13 protein-coding genes, 1 tRNA gene and 1 riboswitch are annotated in these 14,225 nt (G+C 68.0%); of the genes, 5 read left to right on the top strand and 9 right to left on the bottom strand.

Annotation, left to right across the window (positions count from 1 at the left end):
* Window positions 1-57: 57 nt before the first annotated feature.
* Window positions 58-1,017, bottom strand: a complete 960-nt coding sequence (locus tag KIH74_RS16830) for an AraC-like ligand-binding domain-containing protein (RefSeq protein ID WP_214156895.1) — start codon at window positions 1,015-1,017, stop codon at window positions 58-60.
* 161 nt (window positions 1,018-1,178) lie between these two features.
* Between KIH74_RS16830 and paaK the strand changes: the two genes are divergently transcribed.
* Both paaK and KIH74_RS16820 read left to right on the top strand, forming a co-directional pair.
* Window positions 1,179-2,486, top strand: coding sequence for a phenylacetate--CoA ligase PaaK (gene paaK, locus KIH74_RS16825; RefSeq protein ID WP_214156894.1), 1,308 nt, complete (start codon window positions 1,179-1,181; stop codon window positions 2,484-2,486).
* Between the two features lie 50 nt (window positions 2,487-2,536).
* Window positions 2,537-2,610 (top strand) — tRNA-Ala (locus tag KIH74_RS16820).
* 472 nt (window positions 2,611-3,082) lie between these two features.
* Here the strand turns inward: KIH74_RS16820 and KIH74_RS16815 are convergent.
* Window positions 3,083-3,850, bottom strand: a complete 768-nt coding sequence (locus KIH74_RS16815) for an ABC transporter permease (protein WP_214156893.1) — start codon at window positions 3,848-3,850, stop codon at window positions 3,083-3,085.
* On the bottom strand, window positions 3,847-4,827 hold the full coding sequence (locus KIH74_RS16810) for an ATP-binding cassette domain-containing protein (protein WP_214156892.1): 981 nt from the start codon (window positions 4,825-4,827) through the stop codon (window positions 3,847-3,849). The genes KIH74_RS16815 and KIH74_RS16810 overlap by 4 nt, the downstream gene beginning before the upstream one ends.
* A gap of 310 nt (window positions 4,828-5,137) precedes the next feature.
* Between KIH74_RS16810 and KIH74_RS16805 the strand changes: the two genes are divergently transcribed.
* On the top strand, window positions 5,138-5,836 hold the full coding sequence (locus KIH74_RS16805) for a TetR/AcrR family transcriptional regulator (protein ID WP_214156891.1): 699 nt from the start codon (window positions 5,138-5,140) through the stop codon (window positions 5,834-5,836).
* A gap of 49 nt (window positions 5,837-5,885) precedes the next feature.
* On the opposite strand, the gene nrdF is transcribed toward KIH74_RS16805, so the two are convergent.
* From nrdF to paaZ, 6 genes are all read right to left on the bottom strand, one after another.
* Window positions 5,886-6,851: a class 1b ribonucleoside-diphosphate reductase subunit beta gene (gene nrdF / locus KIH74_RS16800; RefSeq protein WP_214156890.1), complete on the bottom strand. Its 966-nt coding sequence runs from the start codon at window positions 6,849-6,851 to the stop codon at window positions 5,886-5,888.
* A 15-nt stretch (window positions 6,852-6,866) separates the two neighbouring features.
* On the bottom strand, window positions 6,867-8,948 hold the full coding sequence (nrdE, locus tag KIH74_RS16795; protein ID WP_246572585.1) for a class 1b ribonucleoside-diphosphate reductase subunit alpha: 2,082 nt from the start codon (window positions 8,946-8,948) through the stop codon (window positions 6,867-6,869).
* A gap of 32 nt (window positions 8,949-8,980) precedes the next feature.
* Window positions 8,981-9,388: a class Ib ribonucleoside-diphosphate reductase assembly flavoprotein NrdI gene (nrdI, locus tag KIH74_RS16790; RefSeq protein WP_214156888.1), complete on the bottom strand. Its 408-nt coding sequence runs from the start codon at window positions 9,386-9,388 to the stop codon at window positions 8,981-8,983.
* Between the two features lie 4 nt (window positions 9,389-9,392).
* Entirely contained in the window at window positions 9,393-9,635 is a 243-nt protein-coding gene (gene nrdH, locus KIH74_RS16785) for a glutaredoxin-like protein NrdH (RefSeq protein ID WP_214156887.1), read from the bottom strand.
* A 124-nt stretch (window positions 9,636-9,759) separates the two neighbouring features.
* Window positions 9,760-9,982: riboswitch (cobalamin riboswitch) on the bottom strand.
* 86 nt (window positions 9,983-10,068) lie between these two features.
* Complete coding sequence (locus KIH74_RS16780) at window positions 10,069-10,863, bottom strand: enoyl-CoA hydratase/isomerase family protein (RefSeq protein WP_214156886.1); 795 nt, start codon at window positions 10,861-10,863, stop codon at window positions 10,069-10,071.
* The gene (gene paaZ, locus KIH74_RS16775) at window positions 10,860-12,887 is read right to left on the bottom strand and encodes a phenylacetic acid degradation bifunctional protein PaaZ (protein WP_214156885.1); all 2,028 of its coding nucleotides are present in this window, start codon (window positions 12,885-12,887) and stop codon (window positions 10,860-10,862) included. Before paaZ ends, KIH74_RS16780 begins: the two co-directional genes overlap by 4 nt.
* 100 nt (window positions 12,888-12,987) lie before the next feature.
* Here paaZ and paaA point away from each other — a divergent pair, with 100 nt between their 5' ends.
* Together paaA and paaB are read left to right on the top strand one after the other, a co-directional pair.
* Entirely contained in the window at window positions 12,988-13,935 is a 948-nt protein-coding gene (paaA, locus tag KIH74_RS16770) for a 1,2-phenylacetyl-CoA epoxidase subunit PaaA (RefSeq protein WP_214156884.1), read from the top strand.
* Window positions 13,928-14,218, top strand: a complete 291-nt coding sequence (gene paaB / locus KIH74_RS16765; protein WP_214156883.1) for a 1,2-phenylacetyl-CoA epoxidase subunit PaaB — start codon at window positions 13,928-13,930, stop codon at window positions 14,216-14,218. The genes paaA and paaB overlap by 8 nt, the downstream gene beginning before the upstream one ends.
* Window positions 14,219-14,225 lie beyond the last annotated feature (7 nt).

The raw sequence follows: 14,225 nt of genomic DNA, 5'->3' as shown, positions 1-14,225 counted from the left end.
CGTTGGTGGAACGCCAGGAAGTTGCAGTTGGTGGCGACCGGTGGGGAGACACCCGGATCAGGGGCGGGCGCTGAGGTGTTTGCGGAACTCCCGGGGGGACTCGCCGTAGGCGGCGCGGAACAGCCGGGAGAAGTGGGCCGCGTCGGCGAAACCCCAGCGCTGCCGGATCACCGCGAGCGGCGTGGCGGCCAGTTGAGGGTCGCTCATGTCCCGGTGGCAGCGCTCCAGCCGACGGGTGCGCACGAGTGCCGAGATCGACGTGCCGCGGGCCTCGAACACCTTCTGGAGGTGGCGCACCGACACGTAGTGCGCCTCGGCCACCGACTGCGTGTTCAGGCCGGGGTCGGCCAGGTGCCGGTCGATGTAGGCGTGCACCTCGGCGACCAGGGCACGGTGTGACCGCGCCGCGCCGTCGCGGGACGGCAGCGCCATCTGCTCGGCGAACGCCGCGGTGACCAGGTCGACCACCGCGTCACCCAGATGTGCAGCGATGAAACCGCGCTCCGGGGAACGGCTCTCGGCCAGACTGCGCATCAGTGGAGTGATCAGCGCAGCCAGCCCGGTGTCACCGGCCAGCCGCACGGCGGTCAGCCCGGACATCCGCCGCTCGGGCAGTCGCACCAGGTTGCGGGGGAACATCGCGACGGTCATCCGGAAGCGGTCGCTGCACGAGAGCCGGTAGGGCCGGGAGGTGTCATAGATGGTCAGGTCGCCGGGCTCCAGCCGGGCCTGCCGCCCGGCCTGCTCGATCACGCAGGAGCCACGGGTCTGGAGAGCGAACTTGTAGAACTCCGGGTCGTCCTGGCGGATCAGCCGTGGCGTGCGCTCCACCACGGCCTCGTCGGCCGTCACCTCGGCCAGCACCACCGAGCCCAGCGGGGTGGCCTCGACCCGTCCGTGGAACTCGCCGGACGACAGCGCTTTACGGTGCGCCCGCAGCGGTACGAAGGTGGAACTGATGCGCTGCTCCCACTCGTCGAACCCGGCGCCGGAGCGTTCCAGAACGGACGAACCCATCGGACCTCCTCGTCCTGACGACCCCCCAACAACACGTCACGTTCACCGATACGTCAAGAACTCTGCGCCGACGGTCAAGTCCCGGAGTCCCGCCGGTGCGACATTCGCAGCAGGCACAAGGCCGCTTGCGATGCCGGTCCGTTGCGATGGAGGAACGCGCCATGCCCGATCCCGACCCCCGCCCCGGCGACCTGGACCCGATCGAGACCGCCTCGGCGGACGAGCTGCGCGCGGTGCAGACCGAGAGGCTGCGGTGGAGCGTGCGGCACGCCTACGACCACGTGGCCCACTACCGGGCGGCGTTCGAGGCCGTGGGGGCCCACCCGGACGACGTCCGTGAGCTGTCCGACCTGGCCGGGCTCCCGTTCACGACCAAGGACGACCTGCGCCGCAACTACCCGTTCGGGATGTTCGCCGTGCCGCGTGAGCAGGTGGCCCGCGTGCACGCCTCCTCCGGCACCACCGGGCGTCCCACCGTGGTCGGCTACACCCGGGGTGACCTGGACGTGTGGGCGGACGTGGTGGCGCGCTCGATCCGCGCCGCGGGCGGGCGCCGCGGCATGGTGCTGCACAACGCCTACGGCTACGGCCTGTTCACCGGAGGGCTCGGGGCGCACGCCGGCGCGGAACGTCTGGGCTGCACCGTGGTTCCGGTCTCCGGCGGGATGACCGAGCGGCAGGTCCAGCTGATCGGCGACTTCCGTCCGGAGATCATCATGGTCACCCCCTCGTACATGCTCAACCTGATCGACGAGATGGAACGCCAGGGGATCGACCCGCGCTCGTCGTCCCTGCGCATCGGGATCTTCGGCGCCGAGCCGTGGACCAACGAGATGCGCCGGGAGATGGAGGAACGCCTGGGCATCGACGCCGTGGACATCTACGGCTTGTCCGAGGTGATCGGGCCGGGCGTGGCCTCGGAGTGCGTCGAGACCAAGGACGGCCTGCACGTGTGGGAGGACCACTTCTACCCGGAGGTGGTCGACCCGGTGACCGGTGACGTGCTGCCCGACGGGACCGAGGGCGAGCTGGTGTTCACCTCGCTGACCAAGCAGGCGATGCCGGTGATCCGCTACCGCACCCGCGACCTGACCCGGCTGCTGCCCGGCACGGCCCGCACGATGCGGCGGATGGAGAAGATCACCGGACGCAGCGACGACATGATCATCCTGCGCGGGGTGAACCTGTTCCCGACCCAGGTGGAGGAACTGATCCTCGGCCTGCCCGCCCTCAGCCCGCACTTCCAGTGCGTGCTCGACCGACAGGGCCACCTGGACTCGATGACCGTGGTGGTGGAGCGCCGTGCGGCCGCGTCACCGGCGGCGGCCGCCACCGCCGGGGCCGGCCTGGGCCGGATGGTGAAGAACCGGATCGGCGTCTCGATCGAGGTCAGCGTGGTCGATCCGCACACGATCGAGCGGTCGGTGGGCAAGATGCGCCGGCTGGTGGACCGGCGCCCGATCCGCTGACCCCCCGATTCGGAGCTTGGGGCCGGGGGCTGCTAGTGTTTCTTCTCGTTGGGGCTATAGCGCAGTCTGGTAGCGCACCTCGTTCGCATCGAGGGGGTCTAGGGTTCAAATCCCTATAGCTCCACCGCAGGTCAGGGGCGGTTTCCCGGTTTCGGGAGACCGCCCCTGACGGCTTTGTCAGCAGGTCAGTACAGCGCGATGCTCCCGTCCGGCAGCGACTGTCATCCGCTGACCCCCCGGATTCGGAGCTTGGGGCCGGGGGGCTGAACTCGGAGGAACCGGCGGATTTCTGCTGAAACTGGTAAGCGCTGTTGTTGAGGCTCCGGGCCGAGGTGATCGGGCGGAGGTGATCGGGCAGAGATCAGAAAACGTCGCCACGGAATGAGTGGCCGGCCTGTCCGGCGGCGCCGCACACGGAGCACGTGCCCATTCGATTCCCCTCCCGGAGGCGACTCAGGGGTCACCTTCGGCCACGGTGCTCGCCCGGGTGAGGAATCGATGCCGGATTACCCCACTCGGATCCCCGGGCCACCGAAGGGCCCGGGTGACGGCCGGATCGGCCGGGTGCACCGATCCTCACCGTAAGGCTACGCGTTTCAGGAACGGTCGCGGTTGAAGGCCCGGACGGACCAGATGAAGCCGAGCACGGTGATGCCCAGGCACCAGGCGAACGTGAGCAGTGCGCTGTCGCCGATCTCGCTGCCGTTGAGCAGACCGCGCAGGGTCTCGATCATCGGTGTGAAGGGCTGGTACTCGGCGAACCAGCGGACCACGGTGGGCATCGAGTCGGTGGGCACGATGCCGGAGCCGACCAGCGGCATGAGGATCAGCGGGAACGGCGCGTTGCTGGCCGCGTCGATCGTCTTGGCCGCCAGCCCGAAGGCCAGGCCGAGCCACGACAGGGAGAAGCTGATCAGGGCGAGAACACCGACGATGGCCAGCCATTCGACGGCTGTCGCGTTCGGCGAGAGCCCCATCAGCAGGGCGACGACGAAGACGAAGAGCATGCTGGCCAGGGTCTGGAGGACGCTGGAGAGCACCCGGGCGATGAGGATCGAGGGCCGGAAGATGGCCATCGTGCGGAAGCGGGTGATGATGCCCTCGGTCATGTCCACGCTGGTCGACGTGGAGGTGCCGAGCAGCCCGGCCGCCGCGGTCATGATGATCAGGCCGGGCAGCACGTAGTCGACGTAGTCCTGGGAGCCGCTGACGTCGACGGCCTCGGCCAGGGCGCCGCCGAACACGTAGACGAACAGCAGCAGGAACAGGACGGGAATCCCGATGATGGCGAAAATCGTCACCGGGTAGCGCAACTGGCTCTTGATGTTGCGCCGCAGCATGGTGGTGATGTCGGTGGTGGTCATCGCTTCGCCTCTCCGCCGGCCTGCCCGGTGAGGGCCAGGAACACGTCGTCGAGATCGGGGGAGTGGAGCGAGAACTGGGTGACGGTGTCGGCCTCGATCCGGGCGAGCAGGTCCCGCACCGAGGAGGCGCTGTTGTCGCTGGGGACGTTCAGCGTGAAGGTGTCCGGGTTGCGGGTGACGTTCTCGCCCAGCCGGCTCGCCGCGGCGTCCATCGTGGTGGTGTCGGCGAAGGTGAGCACGACGTGGCCGCCGGGAACCTGGCTCTTGAGCTGCTCACCGGTGCCCTGGGCGACGATCCGCCCGCCGTCCAGCACGGCGATCTGGTCGGCCAGCCGGTCGGCCTCCTCGAGGTACTGGGTGGTGAGGAAGATGGTGACCGCCTGGTCGTGCACCAGACGCTCGATCAGCTCCCACATGTTGCGCCGGCTGCGCGGGTCGAGCCCGGTGGTGGGCTCGTCGAGGAAGATGATGCGCGGCGACCCGGCCAGGGTCATCGCCAGGTCGAGCCGGCGCTTCATCCCGCCGGAGAAGGTCATCACCGGCTTCTTCCCGGTGTCGGTCAGGCCGAACAGCTCCAGCAGTTCCTGTGCCCGGCTGCGGCACTCCCGCTTGGGCAGGTGCCAGAGGTCGCCCATCAGCAACAGGTTCTCCTCCGCGGTGAGAAAGCCGTCCACGGCGGAGAACTGGCCGGTGACGCCGATGGAACCGCGGACGGCGCCGGGGGACGTGGCCAGGTCGTTGCCGTCCACCAGGACGGTGCCGGAGTCCGGCGGGGTCAGGGTGGCCAGGATGCGGACCACCGTGGTCTTGCCGGCGCCGTTGGGGCCGAGCAGCGAGAACACGGAGCCCTGGGGGATCGACAGGTCGATGCCGTTGAGCACCACCTGCTCGCCGAAGGACTTGTGCAGTCCCCGCACCTGAATGGCCTGCCGGGCACCACTTTCGGCGTGGGGCAGGCGGCTCGCGGTCACGGTCATGGTGCCCTCGCAATCAAGTCGTCGAGATGGGCGTCAGACGATCGCCGTCGTTGATGCAACCAGCGCCGGGGAGTCGCTGAACAGCGTTCAAGTTCTGACCTGAACAGTGTGCAGGAGAAATTGAACGGCGTGCAAGAAAAAACTTGAACAATGTTCGAGTGGCCCCGTGGGGTGCGTCCGGACTGCTGTGCGCGCCGATGTCGGGGCGCGGCCGGTGAAGGAAGTGAGGGTCGTCGACGGGGCCCCCGGACCGTCGACGCCAGGAACTGGCCGTTCCTGAACTATGTGCAAGTTCGGGTAGCCTGAGCCGATGGCTCGCAAAGCGCTGACGCGGGAGCGCATCGTCCAGGCGGCGATCGAGCTCCTCGACTCGGAGGGCCTGGAAGGGCTGAACATGAGGACGCTGGGCGACCGGCTGAACTCCGCCGCCACGGCCGTCTACTGGCACGTCCAGAACAAGGACAACCTGGTTGAGCTGGCCGGCGATCAGGTCTGGCACGAGGTCGAGCTGCCGTCACTGGAGGAGCACTCCTGGCGGGCCGCCGGCATGTTGATGGCAAGGTCCGAGTTCGAGATGATGGTGCGGCATCCGTGGCTGGTGCAGGCCCTCGGCACGCACCTGATGGGTGGCCGGGGCAAGGCCCGGCACGACGATCACACCCTGAATGTCTACGAGCAGGCCGGTTTCGTGGGGGCCCAGGCCGATCAGGCTGCTGCCACGGTGTTCACCTTCGTCCTGGGTAACGCGCTCGGTGAGGCGGCGGGGGTGTCGTTGCGACGTCGACTGAACCGGGAGGGCACCGACGCCGACCAGCTGATCAGCAACGCGATGGCCCACCAGGGAGAGATTGCGATGGAGTTCCCCCGGCTGCGCGCCCGGCTGGCGGTGGTCACCGACGAGGACTACTCCAGGGCGCCTGACCAGAGCTTCGAATTCGGCTTGGAGGCGATCTTTGACGGCCTCCAGAACCAGCTGGCCGACTTCCGGCCGGCGACCGGCGAGGACTGAGAGAGCGCGGACCGAGGGTGGCCGGCGTCCGCGACGCCGGCCACGGCCGTCAGAAGTCCCAGTCCTCGTCCTGCGTGTCGACCGCCTTACCGATCACGTACGACGAGCCGGAACCCGAGAAGAAGTCGTGGTTCTCGTCGGCGTTCGGCGAGAGGGCGGCCAGAACCGCCGGATCCACGTCGGTCTCGTCCTTCGGGAACAGCGCCTCGTAGCCCAGGTTCATCAGGGCCTTGTTCGCGTTGTAGCGCAGGAACTTCTTGACGTCCTCGGTCAGGCCGAGCGGGTCGTACAGGTCCTGGGTGTACTCCACCTCGTTCTCGTACAGCTCGAACAACAGCGAGAAGGTGTAGTCCTTCAGGTCTTTCCGCTCCTGGGTGGTGACGAGCTCCAGGCCCTTCTGGAACTTGTAGCCGATGTAGTAGCCGTGCACCGCCTCGTCCCGGATGATCAGCCGGATCAGGTCGGCCGTGTTGGTCAGTTTGGCCCGGCTCGACCAGTACATCGGGGCGTAGAAGCCGGAGTAGAACAGGAACGACTCCAGCATGGTGCTGGCGACCTTGCGCTTGAGCGGCTCGTCGCCCCGGTAGAACTCCAGCACGATCTCCGCCTTGCGCTGGAGCGCCGGGTTCTCCTCCGACCAGCGGAACGCCTCGTCGATCTCCCGGCTGGAGATCAGCGTGGAGAAGATCGAGGAGTACGACCGGGCATGCACCGACTCCATGAAAGCGATGTTGGTGTACACCGCCTCCTCGTGCGGCGTCAGCGAGTCCGGGATCAGGCTCACCGCGCCGACCGTGCCCTGGATCGTGTCGAGCAGCGTCAGGCCGGTGAAGACCCGCGTCGTCATTTGTTTCTCGGTGTCGCTCAGGGTGGCCCACGACTGGATGTCGTTGCTCAGCGGCACCTTCTCCGGCAGCCAGAAGTTGCCGGTGAGCCGGTCCCAGACCTCGAGATCCTTCTCGTCCTGGAGCCGGTTCCAGTTGATCGCCTGGACACGATCGATCAGTTTCACCATGATTCTCAAGCCCTTTCAGAGCATGCAGGAGACGCAGCCCTCGACCTCGGTGCCCTCCAGGGCCATCTGCCGCAGCCGGATGTAGTACAGCGTCTTGATTCCCTTGCGCCAGGCGTAGATCTGCGCCCGGTTGATGTCGCGGGTGGTGGCCGTGTCCTTGAAGAACAGCGTCAGCGAGAGCCCTTGGTCGACGTGCTGGGTGGCCTCGGCGTAGGTGTCGATGATCTTCTCCGGGCCGATCTCGTACGCGTCCTGGTAGTAGTCCAGGTTGTCGTTCGTCATGAACGGCGCCGGGTAGTACACGCGGCCGAGCTTGCCCTCCTTGCGGATCTCGATCTTCGAGACGATCGGGTGGATCGAGGAGGTGGAGTTGTTGATGTACGAGATCGAGCCGGTCGGGGGCACCGCCTGGAGGTTCTGGTTGTACAGGCCGTGCTCACGCACCGAGGCGGCCAGCGCCCGCCAGTCGTCCTGGGTCGGGATCGCGACGCCGGCCTTCTCGAAGAGCTGGTGGACGCGTGCGGTGCGCGGCTTCCAGGGCTGCGTGACGTACTTCTCGAAATACGAACCGTCGGCGTAGGCCGAGTTCTCGAAACCCAGGAACTTCTGCCCGCGTTCGGCGGCCAGCCGGTTCGACGCCCGGATCGCGTGGTAGGCCACCGTGTAGAAGTACAGGTTGGTGAAGTCGAGACCCTCGTCGGAACCGTAGAACACGCGTTCCCGGGCGAGGTATCCGTGCAGGTTCATCTGGCCGAGCCCGATCGCGTGCCCACCCTCGTTGGCTCGCTTCACCGAGGGCACCGACTCGATCGAGGTGCGGTCGGACACCGCGGTCAGAGCCCGGACGGCGGTCTCCACGGTGCGGCCGAAATCCGGGGAGTCCATCGTCATGGCGATGTTCAGCGACCCCAGGTTGCACGAGATGTCGCGGCCGACATGGTCGTACGACAGATCGGCGTTGAACGTCGACGGGGTGGAGACCTGGAGAATCTCCGAGCACAGGTTCGAGTGCGTGATCCGGCCCTGGATCGGGTTGGCCCGGTTCGCGGTGTCCTCGAAAAGCAGGTACGGATAACCGGACTCGAACTGCAACTCGGCCAGCGTCTGGAAGAAGTCGCGGGCGTTGATCTTCTTCTTCCGGATGTTCCCGTCGTCCACCATTTCCCGGTACTTCTCCGACACCGGGACGTCGGCGAACGGCACCCCGTAGACGCGTTCCACGTCGTACGGCGAGAACAGGTACATGTCCTCGTTGTTCTTGGCCAGCTCGAACGTGATGTCCGGGATCACCACGCCCAGCGAGAGCGTCTTGATCCGGATCTTCTCGTCCGCGTTCTCCCGCTTGGTGTCGAGGAACTGCATGATGTCCGGATGATGGGCGTGCAGGTACACCGCCCCCGCGCCCTGCCGGGCGCCCAGCTGGTTCGCGTACGAGAAGGAGTCCTCCAGCAGTTTCATCACCGGGATGACGCCGGACGACTGGTTCTCGATGTGCTTGATCGGGGCGCCGTGCTCCCGGATGTTCGACAGCAGCAGGGCCACCCCGCCGCCGCGCTTGGACAGCTGGAGTGCGGAATTGATGCCCCGGGCAATGGATTCCATGTTGTCTTCGATGCGCAGCAGGAAGCACGAGACGGCCTCGCCGCGCTGCGCCTTGCCGAGGTTCAGGAAGGTCGGCGTGGCCGGCTGGAAACGGCCGGAGATGATCTCGTCGAGCAGCTGGAGGGCGAACGCCTCGTCACCGTCGGCCAGGGTGAGCGCGACCATCGACACCCGGTCCTCGAAACGTTCCAGGTAACGCTTTCCGTCGAAGGTCTTCAGGGTGTACGAGGTGTAGAACTTGAACGCCCCGAGAAACGTCGGGAACCGGAACTTCTTTGAATAGGCGTGCTGGTAGAGCTGTTTGACGAACTCCGGGCGGTACCGGTCGAGCACCTCGCGCTCGTAGTAGTGGTTCTCGACCAGATAGGCGAGTTTCTCCTCCAGATCGTGGAAGAACACCGTGTTCTGGTTGACGTGCTGGAGGAAGAACTGCCGGGCCGCCTCGCGGTCCCGGTCGAACTGGATCTCGCCGTCCGGTCCGTACAGGTTGAGCATCGCGTTGAGCGAATGGTAATCCAGCACGTCCGTCACACTGGCTGTCGCCGCCAAAATCGTTCCAATCCCTCGAGGACGCGCTGCACGTCGTCGCTCGTTCCCATGAGTTCGAAGGCGAACAGGTACGGCACCTGGCATTTCGCCGCAATAATGTCTCCGGCGATGCCGTAGGCACTGCCGAAGTTGGTGTTGCCGGCCGCGATCACCCCGCGGATCAGCGACCGGTTGTGCTCGTCGTTGAGAAACCGCACCACCTGCCGGGGCACCGCACCGCCCTCGTTGCCGCCCCCGTAGGTGGGCGCCACCAGCACGTACGGATCGTTCACGCGCAGGAAGGGCTCGGTGGGGCGCAACGGGATGCGCTCGGCCGGCAGGCCGAGTTTGCGCACGAAGCGGTGGGTGTTGCCGGAGGCGCTGGAGAAGTAGACCAGCGAGGTCACCTGGTCAGGCCGACTGGGTGACCTGTGCGGTGAGGGCACGGATCCGGTCGGGACGATAGCCCGACCAGTGCTCGTCGCCGGCCACCACGACCGGGGCCTGCTGATAGCCCAGTGACAGCACGTGTTCCCGGGCGTCCAGGTCCACGGTGATGTCGACGACCCGGTAGTCCAGGTCGGTCTTCTTCAGGGCGCGATGGGTCGCGTCACACTGCACGCAGGAAGGCTTGCTGTAAACGGTGATAGTCATGCCACACATCCCGATCCTCAAGACACAGGCCACACGGGAGTTCTCTCGGGGTGAACGACCGGGCACGTACGGCACCGGCGTCATCCCGATCCCGTCCCACGCGGCATCCGGACACGCGTGCCCGAGGACACGCGCATCACTGGCAGGTCTTCGGACTCGCGGGCACTCCGGGCACCGTGGGTGCCCGGCGGTCTACTGGCCGTCGCTTCCCAGGCGTGTGCACGCCCAGTGCTCATGACGGCGGTCGTTCCCGCTCACCGCTGCGGGGCAGTCCCGGAGTCGCACCGGGTTCCCTCTTGCGACGCCCTGCCTGGGTGGCAGGGCGAACCAGCAACAGAGAGCACCATATGCCGTAGTGAGGGGTGCTCGCGACAACTACATCTAGTGGGCGTGTTGAGCGGACCGTGGTGAGCCCTCTCGCTCGGTGCTGATTTCAGTGACCCTCAAACAGGGGACGACGACGAGCCAGGAACGCCTCCACCGCCTGCCGGTGGTCGGCGGTGGCGCCGAGCCGGGTCTGTGCCAGCGCCTCGTCGTGAAGGATCGTGGCCAGGGCGGAGCTGCCGATCAGCCGCTTGGACTCGGCGTAGGCCAGGGTCGGGCCCTGGGCCATGCGCTGGGCGAGCTGGGTTGCTGTGTGCAAGGTTTCGGCGGCCTTCACCACCCGGCCGGCCATGCCCCAGCCGACCGCCTGGGCCGGGGTGAACGATTCGCCCAGCAGGATAAGCTCTTTCGCCCGGGTTTCGCCGACCGAGCGGGTGAGGGTCAGGGAGAGCCCGGTGTCGCAGGTCAGTCCGATCGCGGTGAAGGCCGTGGCCAGCACCGCGTCGTCGGCGAACACCCGCAGGTCGCAGGCCAGCGCCAGGGCCAGCCCGGCACCCACGCAGGTGCCCTCGACCGCCGCGACCACCGGCTTGGGCATGGTCAGCAGGGCGGTGACGATCGGGGCGTAGTCGGCCTCCACCGTGGCGAAGGCCCGAGCGGCTGCCAAGGTGTGTGTTTCGGCCGTGCCGGGCCTCAGCGTCTCGGCGTGCTCGGCCAGGTCCTGCCCGCCGCAGAACGACCCGCCGGCGCCGGTCAGCAGCACCGCCCGAACACTGGTTGCCGCCGAGACCTTTTCGAGCGCCGCGCGCAGCGCTGTCTTCGTGGTGGCGTCGAGCGCGTTGCGGCGCCGGGGGCGGTCCAGGGTGATGACGGCGACCGCGCCGTCCTGCTCCAGCCGGATCATCGGCTTTTCGCCACCAGGGTGAGCACGTCGTAGGTGGCCACCGCGTCGCCGTTCTGGTTGCGCACGAGCGCGTCCCAGCGCACCTCGCCGTAGTCGGCGTTGATCCGCGGCGTGACCTGCTTGACGGTCAGCAGCACCGAGATGCTGTCACCGGGCCTCACCGGGGAGAGGAACCGCAGGCCGTCCACCCCGAAGTTGGCCAGCACCGGCCCGGGTGCCGGGTCGACGAACAGCCCCGCGGCCAGCGACACCACCAGGTAGCCGTGTGCCACGATGCCGCCGAACAACGGGTTGCGGGTGGCGGAGGCCTCGTCGGTGTGGGCGTAGAACCGGTCGCCGGTGAAATCGGCGAAGTGCGCGATGTCGTCGAGGGTGACCGTGCGCGAGGCGGTTTCGACGGTGTGACCGATCTCCAGCTCGGTCAGCGACAGGCGGAAGGGGTGCTGCGGGGGCACGTCGCGCCGGGCGCCGGTGGTCCATCGGCCGGTGACAGCGGTGAGTAGGTGGGGAGATGCCTGAACGGCGGTGCGCTGCATGTGGCCGAGCACGCCGCGGATTCCGCCGAGTTCCTCGCCCCCGCCGGCCCGGCCCGGTCCGCCGTGTACCAGCGTCGGCAGCGGGGAGCCGTGCCCGGTGGACTCCCCGGCGTCGTCCCGGTCCAGCACCAGGATGCGGCCGTGCCAGGGCGCCAGGCTGAGCACCAGGTGGCGGGCCACGGCCGGGTCGTGGGTGATCACCGAGCCGACCAGGCTGCCCCGGCCCCGGGCGGCGAGAGTGACGGCCTGGTCCAGGGTTTCGTAGGACATGACGGTGCTGACCGGGCCGAAGGGTTCCACGTCGTGGGGCTGCCCGGCACCCGGGTGGGCGCGCAACAGGATCGGGGAGAGGAAGGCGCCGCGCCGCGCGTCCACGTCCGCCGGTGACCCGGCCGGGTCACCGAACACCAGGTCCGCCCCGGAACGCAGCGCCTCCACGGCCTTTCGCACCTCGTCGCGCTGGGCGAGACTGGCCAGGGCGCCCATCCGGACGTCCGGGTCGCGTGGGTCGCCGACCCGGATCCGGGCCAGGCGGGCGGCCAGGGCCTCGGTGACCCGGCCGGCCAACGCCTCCGGCACGATCACCCGTCGGACGGCCGTGCACTTCTGCCCGGCCTTGACCGTCATCTCGGTGACCACACCCTTGACGAACAGGTCGAACTCCGGATCTTCGGGGTGCACGTCGGGACCGAGCACCGAGCAGTTCAGCGAGTCCGCCTCGACGCCCAGGTGCACGCCGCCGTCGAGAACGTTCGGATGACGGCGCAGAATGCCCGCGGTGTGGGCGGATCCGGTGAACGCGACCGAGTCGTGCACGCCCAGCTCGTCGAGCAGGCTGCCCGCTCCGCCGGAGACGAGCTGGAGCGCGCCCGGTGGCAGGATGCCCGAGTCGATGATGACGCGCACCGCCCGCTCGGTGAGATAGGCCGTCTGGCCGGCCGGTTTCACGATCGAGGGCAGCCCGGCCAGGAAGGCCGGCGCGAGCTTCTCCAGCATGCCCCAGACCGGGAAGTTGAAGGCGTTGATCTGCACGGTGACGCCCGGTCGCGAGGTGTACACGTGCTGACCGACGAAAGTTCCCTGCCGGCCGAGAGGTTCGAGCGCTCCGTCGAACGCGATGGTGTCGTTCGGCAGCTCGCGCACGCCCTTGCTCGCGTAGCTGAACAGGGTGCCGATGCCGCCGTCCACGTCGACCCAGGTGTCGCGGGTGGTGGCGCCGGTGCGCAGGCTCAGGTCGTAGAGCTCCGGCTTGTGCTCGCCCAGGTGCAGCGCCAGCGCCTTGAGCAGCTTGGCCCGCTGGTGAAAGGTGAGAGCCCGCACCGCCGGGCCACCGACCGTGCGTGCGTGGTGCACCAGCGCGGCGTAGTCGAGGCCTCGGGCGGAGATGCGGGCGACCTCGTCGCCGGTGGCCGCGTCGAGCAGGGGCTCCCCGTCGTCCGCCGACCTGAACCAGCGCCCGGCGACGTAGCTCTCCAGCAGTGTGGTCACGTCGGTTCCTCTCGACATCCCAGGGATTGCGCTCCGGCCCGACTCGTGTCACGTTAATACAGACCGATCGGTAAGTAAATGATCGCGGGCGGAGGCGAGGATGACGACGACGTCGGCGCAGGACGGTCTGCGGGATCACTTCGACGCGGTGATCGCGCGGCACGACCGGATCGAACCGCGCGACTGGATGCCCGAGGCCTACCGCAGCACGCTGGTGCGCCAGATCGCCCAGCACGCGCACTCCGAGATCATCGGCATGCAGCCGGAGGGCAACTGGATCGGCCGGGCCCCCTCACTGCGCCGCAAGGCGATTCTGCTGGCCAAGGTGCAGGACGAGGCCGGGCACGGGCTGTATCTGTACTCCGCGGCCGAGACCCTCGGGGTGTCCCGCGACGAGCTGGTGCGCCACCTGCTCACCGGCCGGCAGAAGTACTCGTCCGTCTTCAACTACCCCACGCTCAGCTACGCCGACGTGGGCACGATCGGCTGGCTGGTCGACGGTGCGGCCATCTGCAACCAGGTGCCGCTGTGCCGCACCTCCTACGGGCCCTACGGCCGGGCGATGATCCGCATCTGCAAGGAGGAGTCGTTCCACCAGCGGCAGGGCTACGAGCTGCTGACCACGATGATGGCGGGCACCCCGGAGCAGCGGGAGATGGTGCAGGAGTCGGTGAACCGGTTCTGGTGGCCGAGTCTGATGATGTTCGGCCCGCCCGACGTCTCCTCGCCGAACAGCGAGCGGTCGATGGCCTGGGGCATCAAACGTACCTCGAACGACGAGCTGCGGCAGAGGTTCGTCGACATGACCGTGCCGCAGGCCGCCGTTCTCGGGGTGACGCTGCCCGACCCGGAACTGCGGTGGAACGAGGGACGCGGTCACCACGACTTCGGGGAGCCGGACTGGGACGAGCTCTCCGCGGTGATCCGCGGCGAAGGCCCCTGCAATGCCCAGCGTCTCGCTCATCGACGCCGGGCTCATCAGGAGGGCGCGTGGGTGCGGGAGGCCGCGTCGGCCTTCGCCGCGCACGAGGGGCCGGAGCATGACTGACCGCCGGGAGTGGCCGCTGTACGAGGTGTTCGTGCGCGGCAAGCGCGGTCTGAACCACGTGCATGTGGGATCACTGCACGCCGCCGACGACACGATGGCCCTGCGCAACGCCCGCGACGTGTACACCCGCCGCAACGAGGGCGTGAGCCTGTGGGTGGTGCGCGCCGACGCGATCACCGCGTCCAGCCCGGACGAGAAGGACAGCCTGTTCGCCCCGAGCGGCGACAAGGTGTATCGGCACCCGACCTTCTACGCCGTCCCGGACGGCGTCCCGCACCTGTGAGGAGCCC

The organism is Kineosporia corallincola, from assembly GCF_018499875.1.
GTDB classification, from domain to species: domain Bacteria; phylum Actinomycetota; class Actinomycetes; order Actinomycetales; family Kineosporiaceae; genus Kineosporia; species Kineosporia corallincola.
Note: the sequence above shows the minus strand (reverse complement) of the source record. Positions and strands in the feature narration are given on the sequence as shown.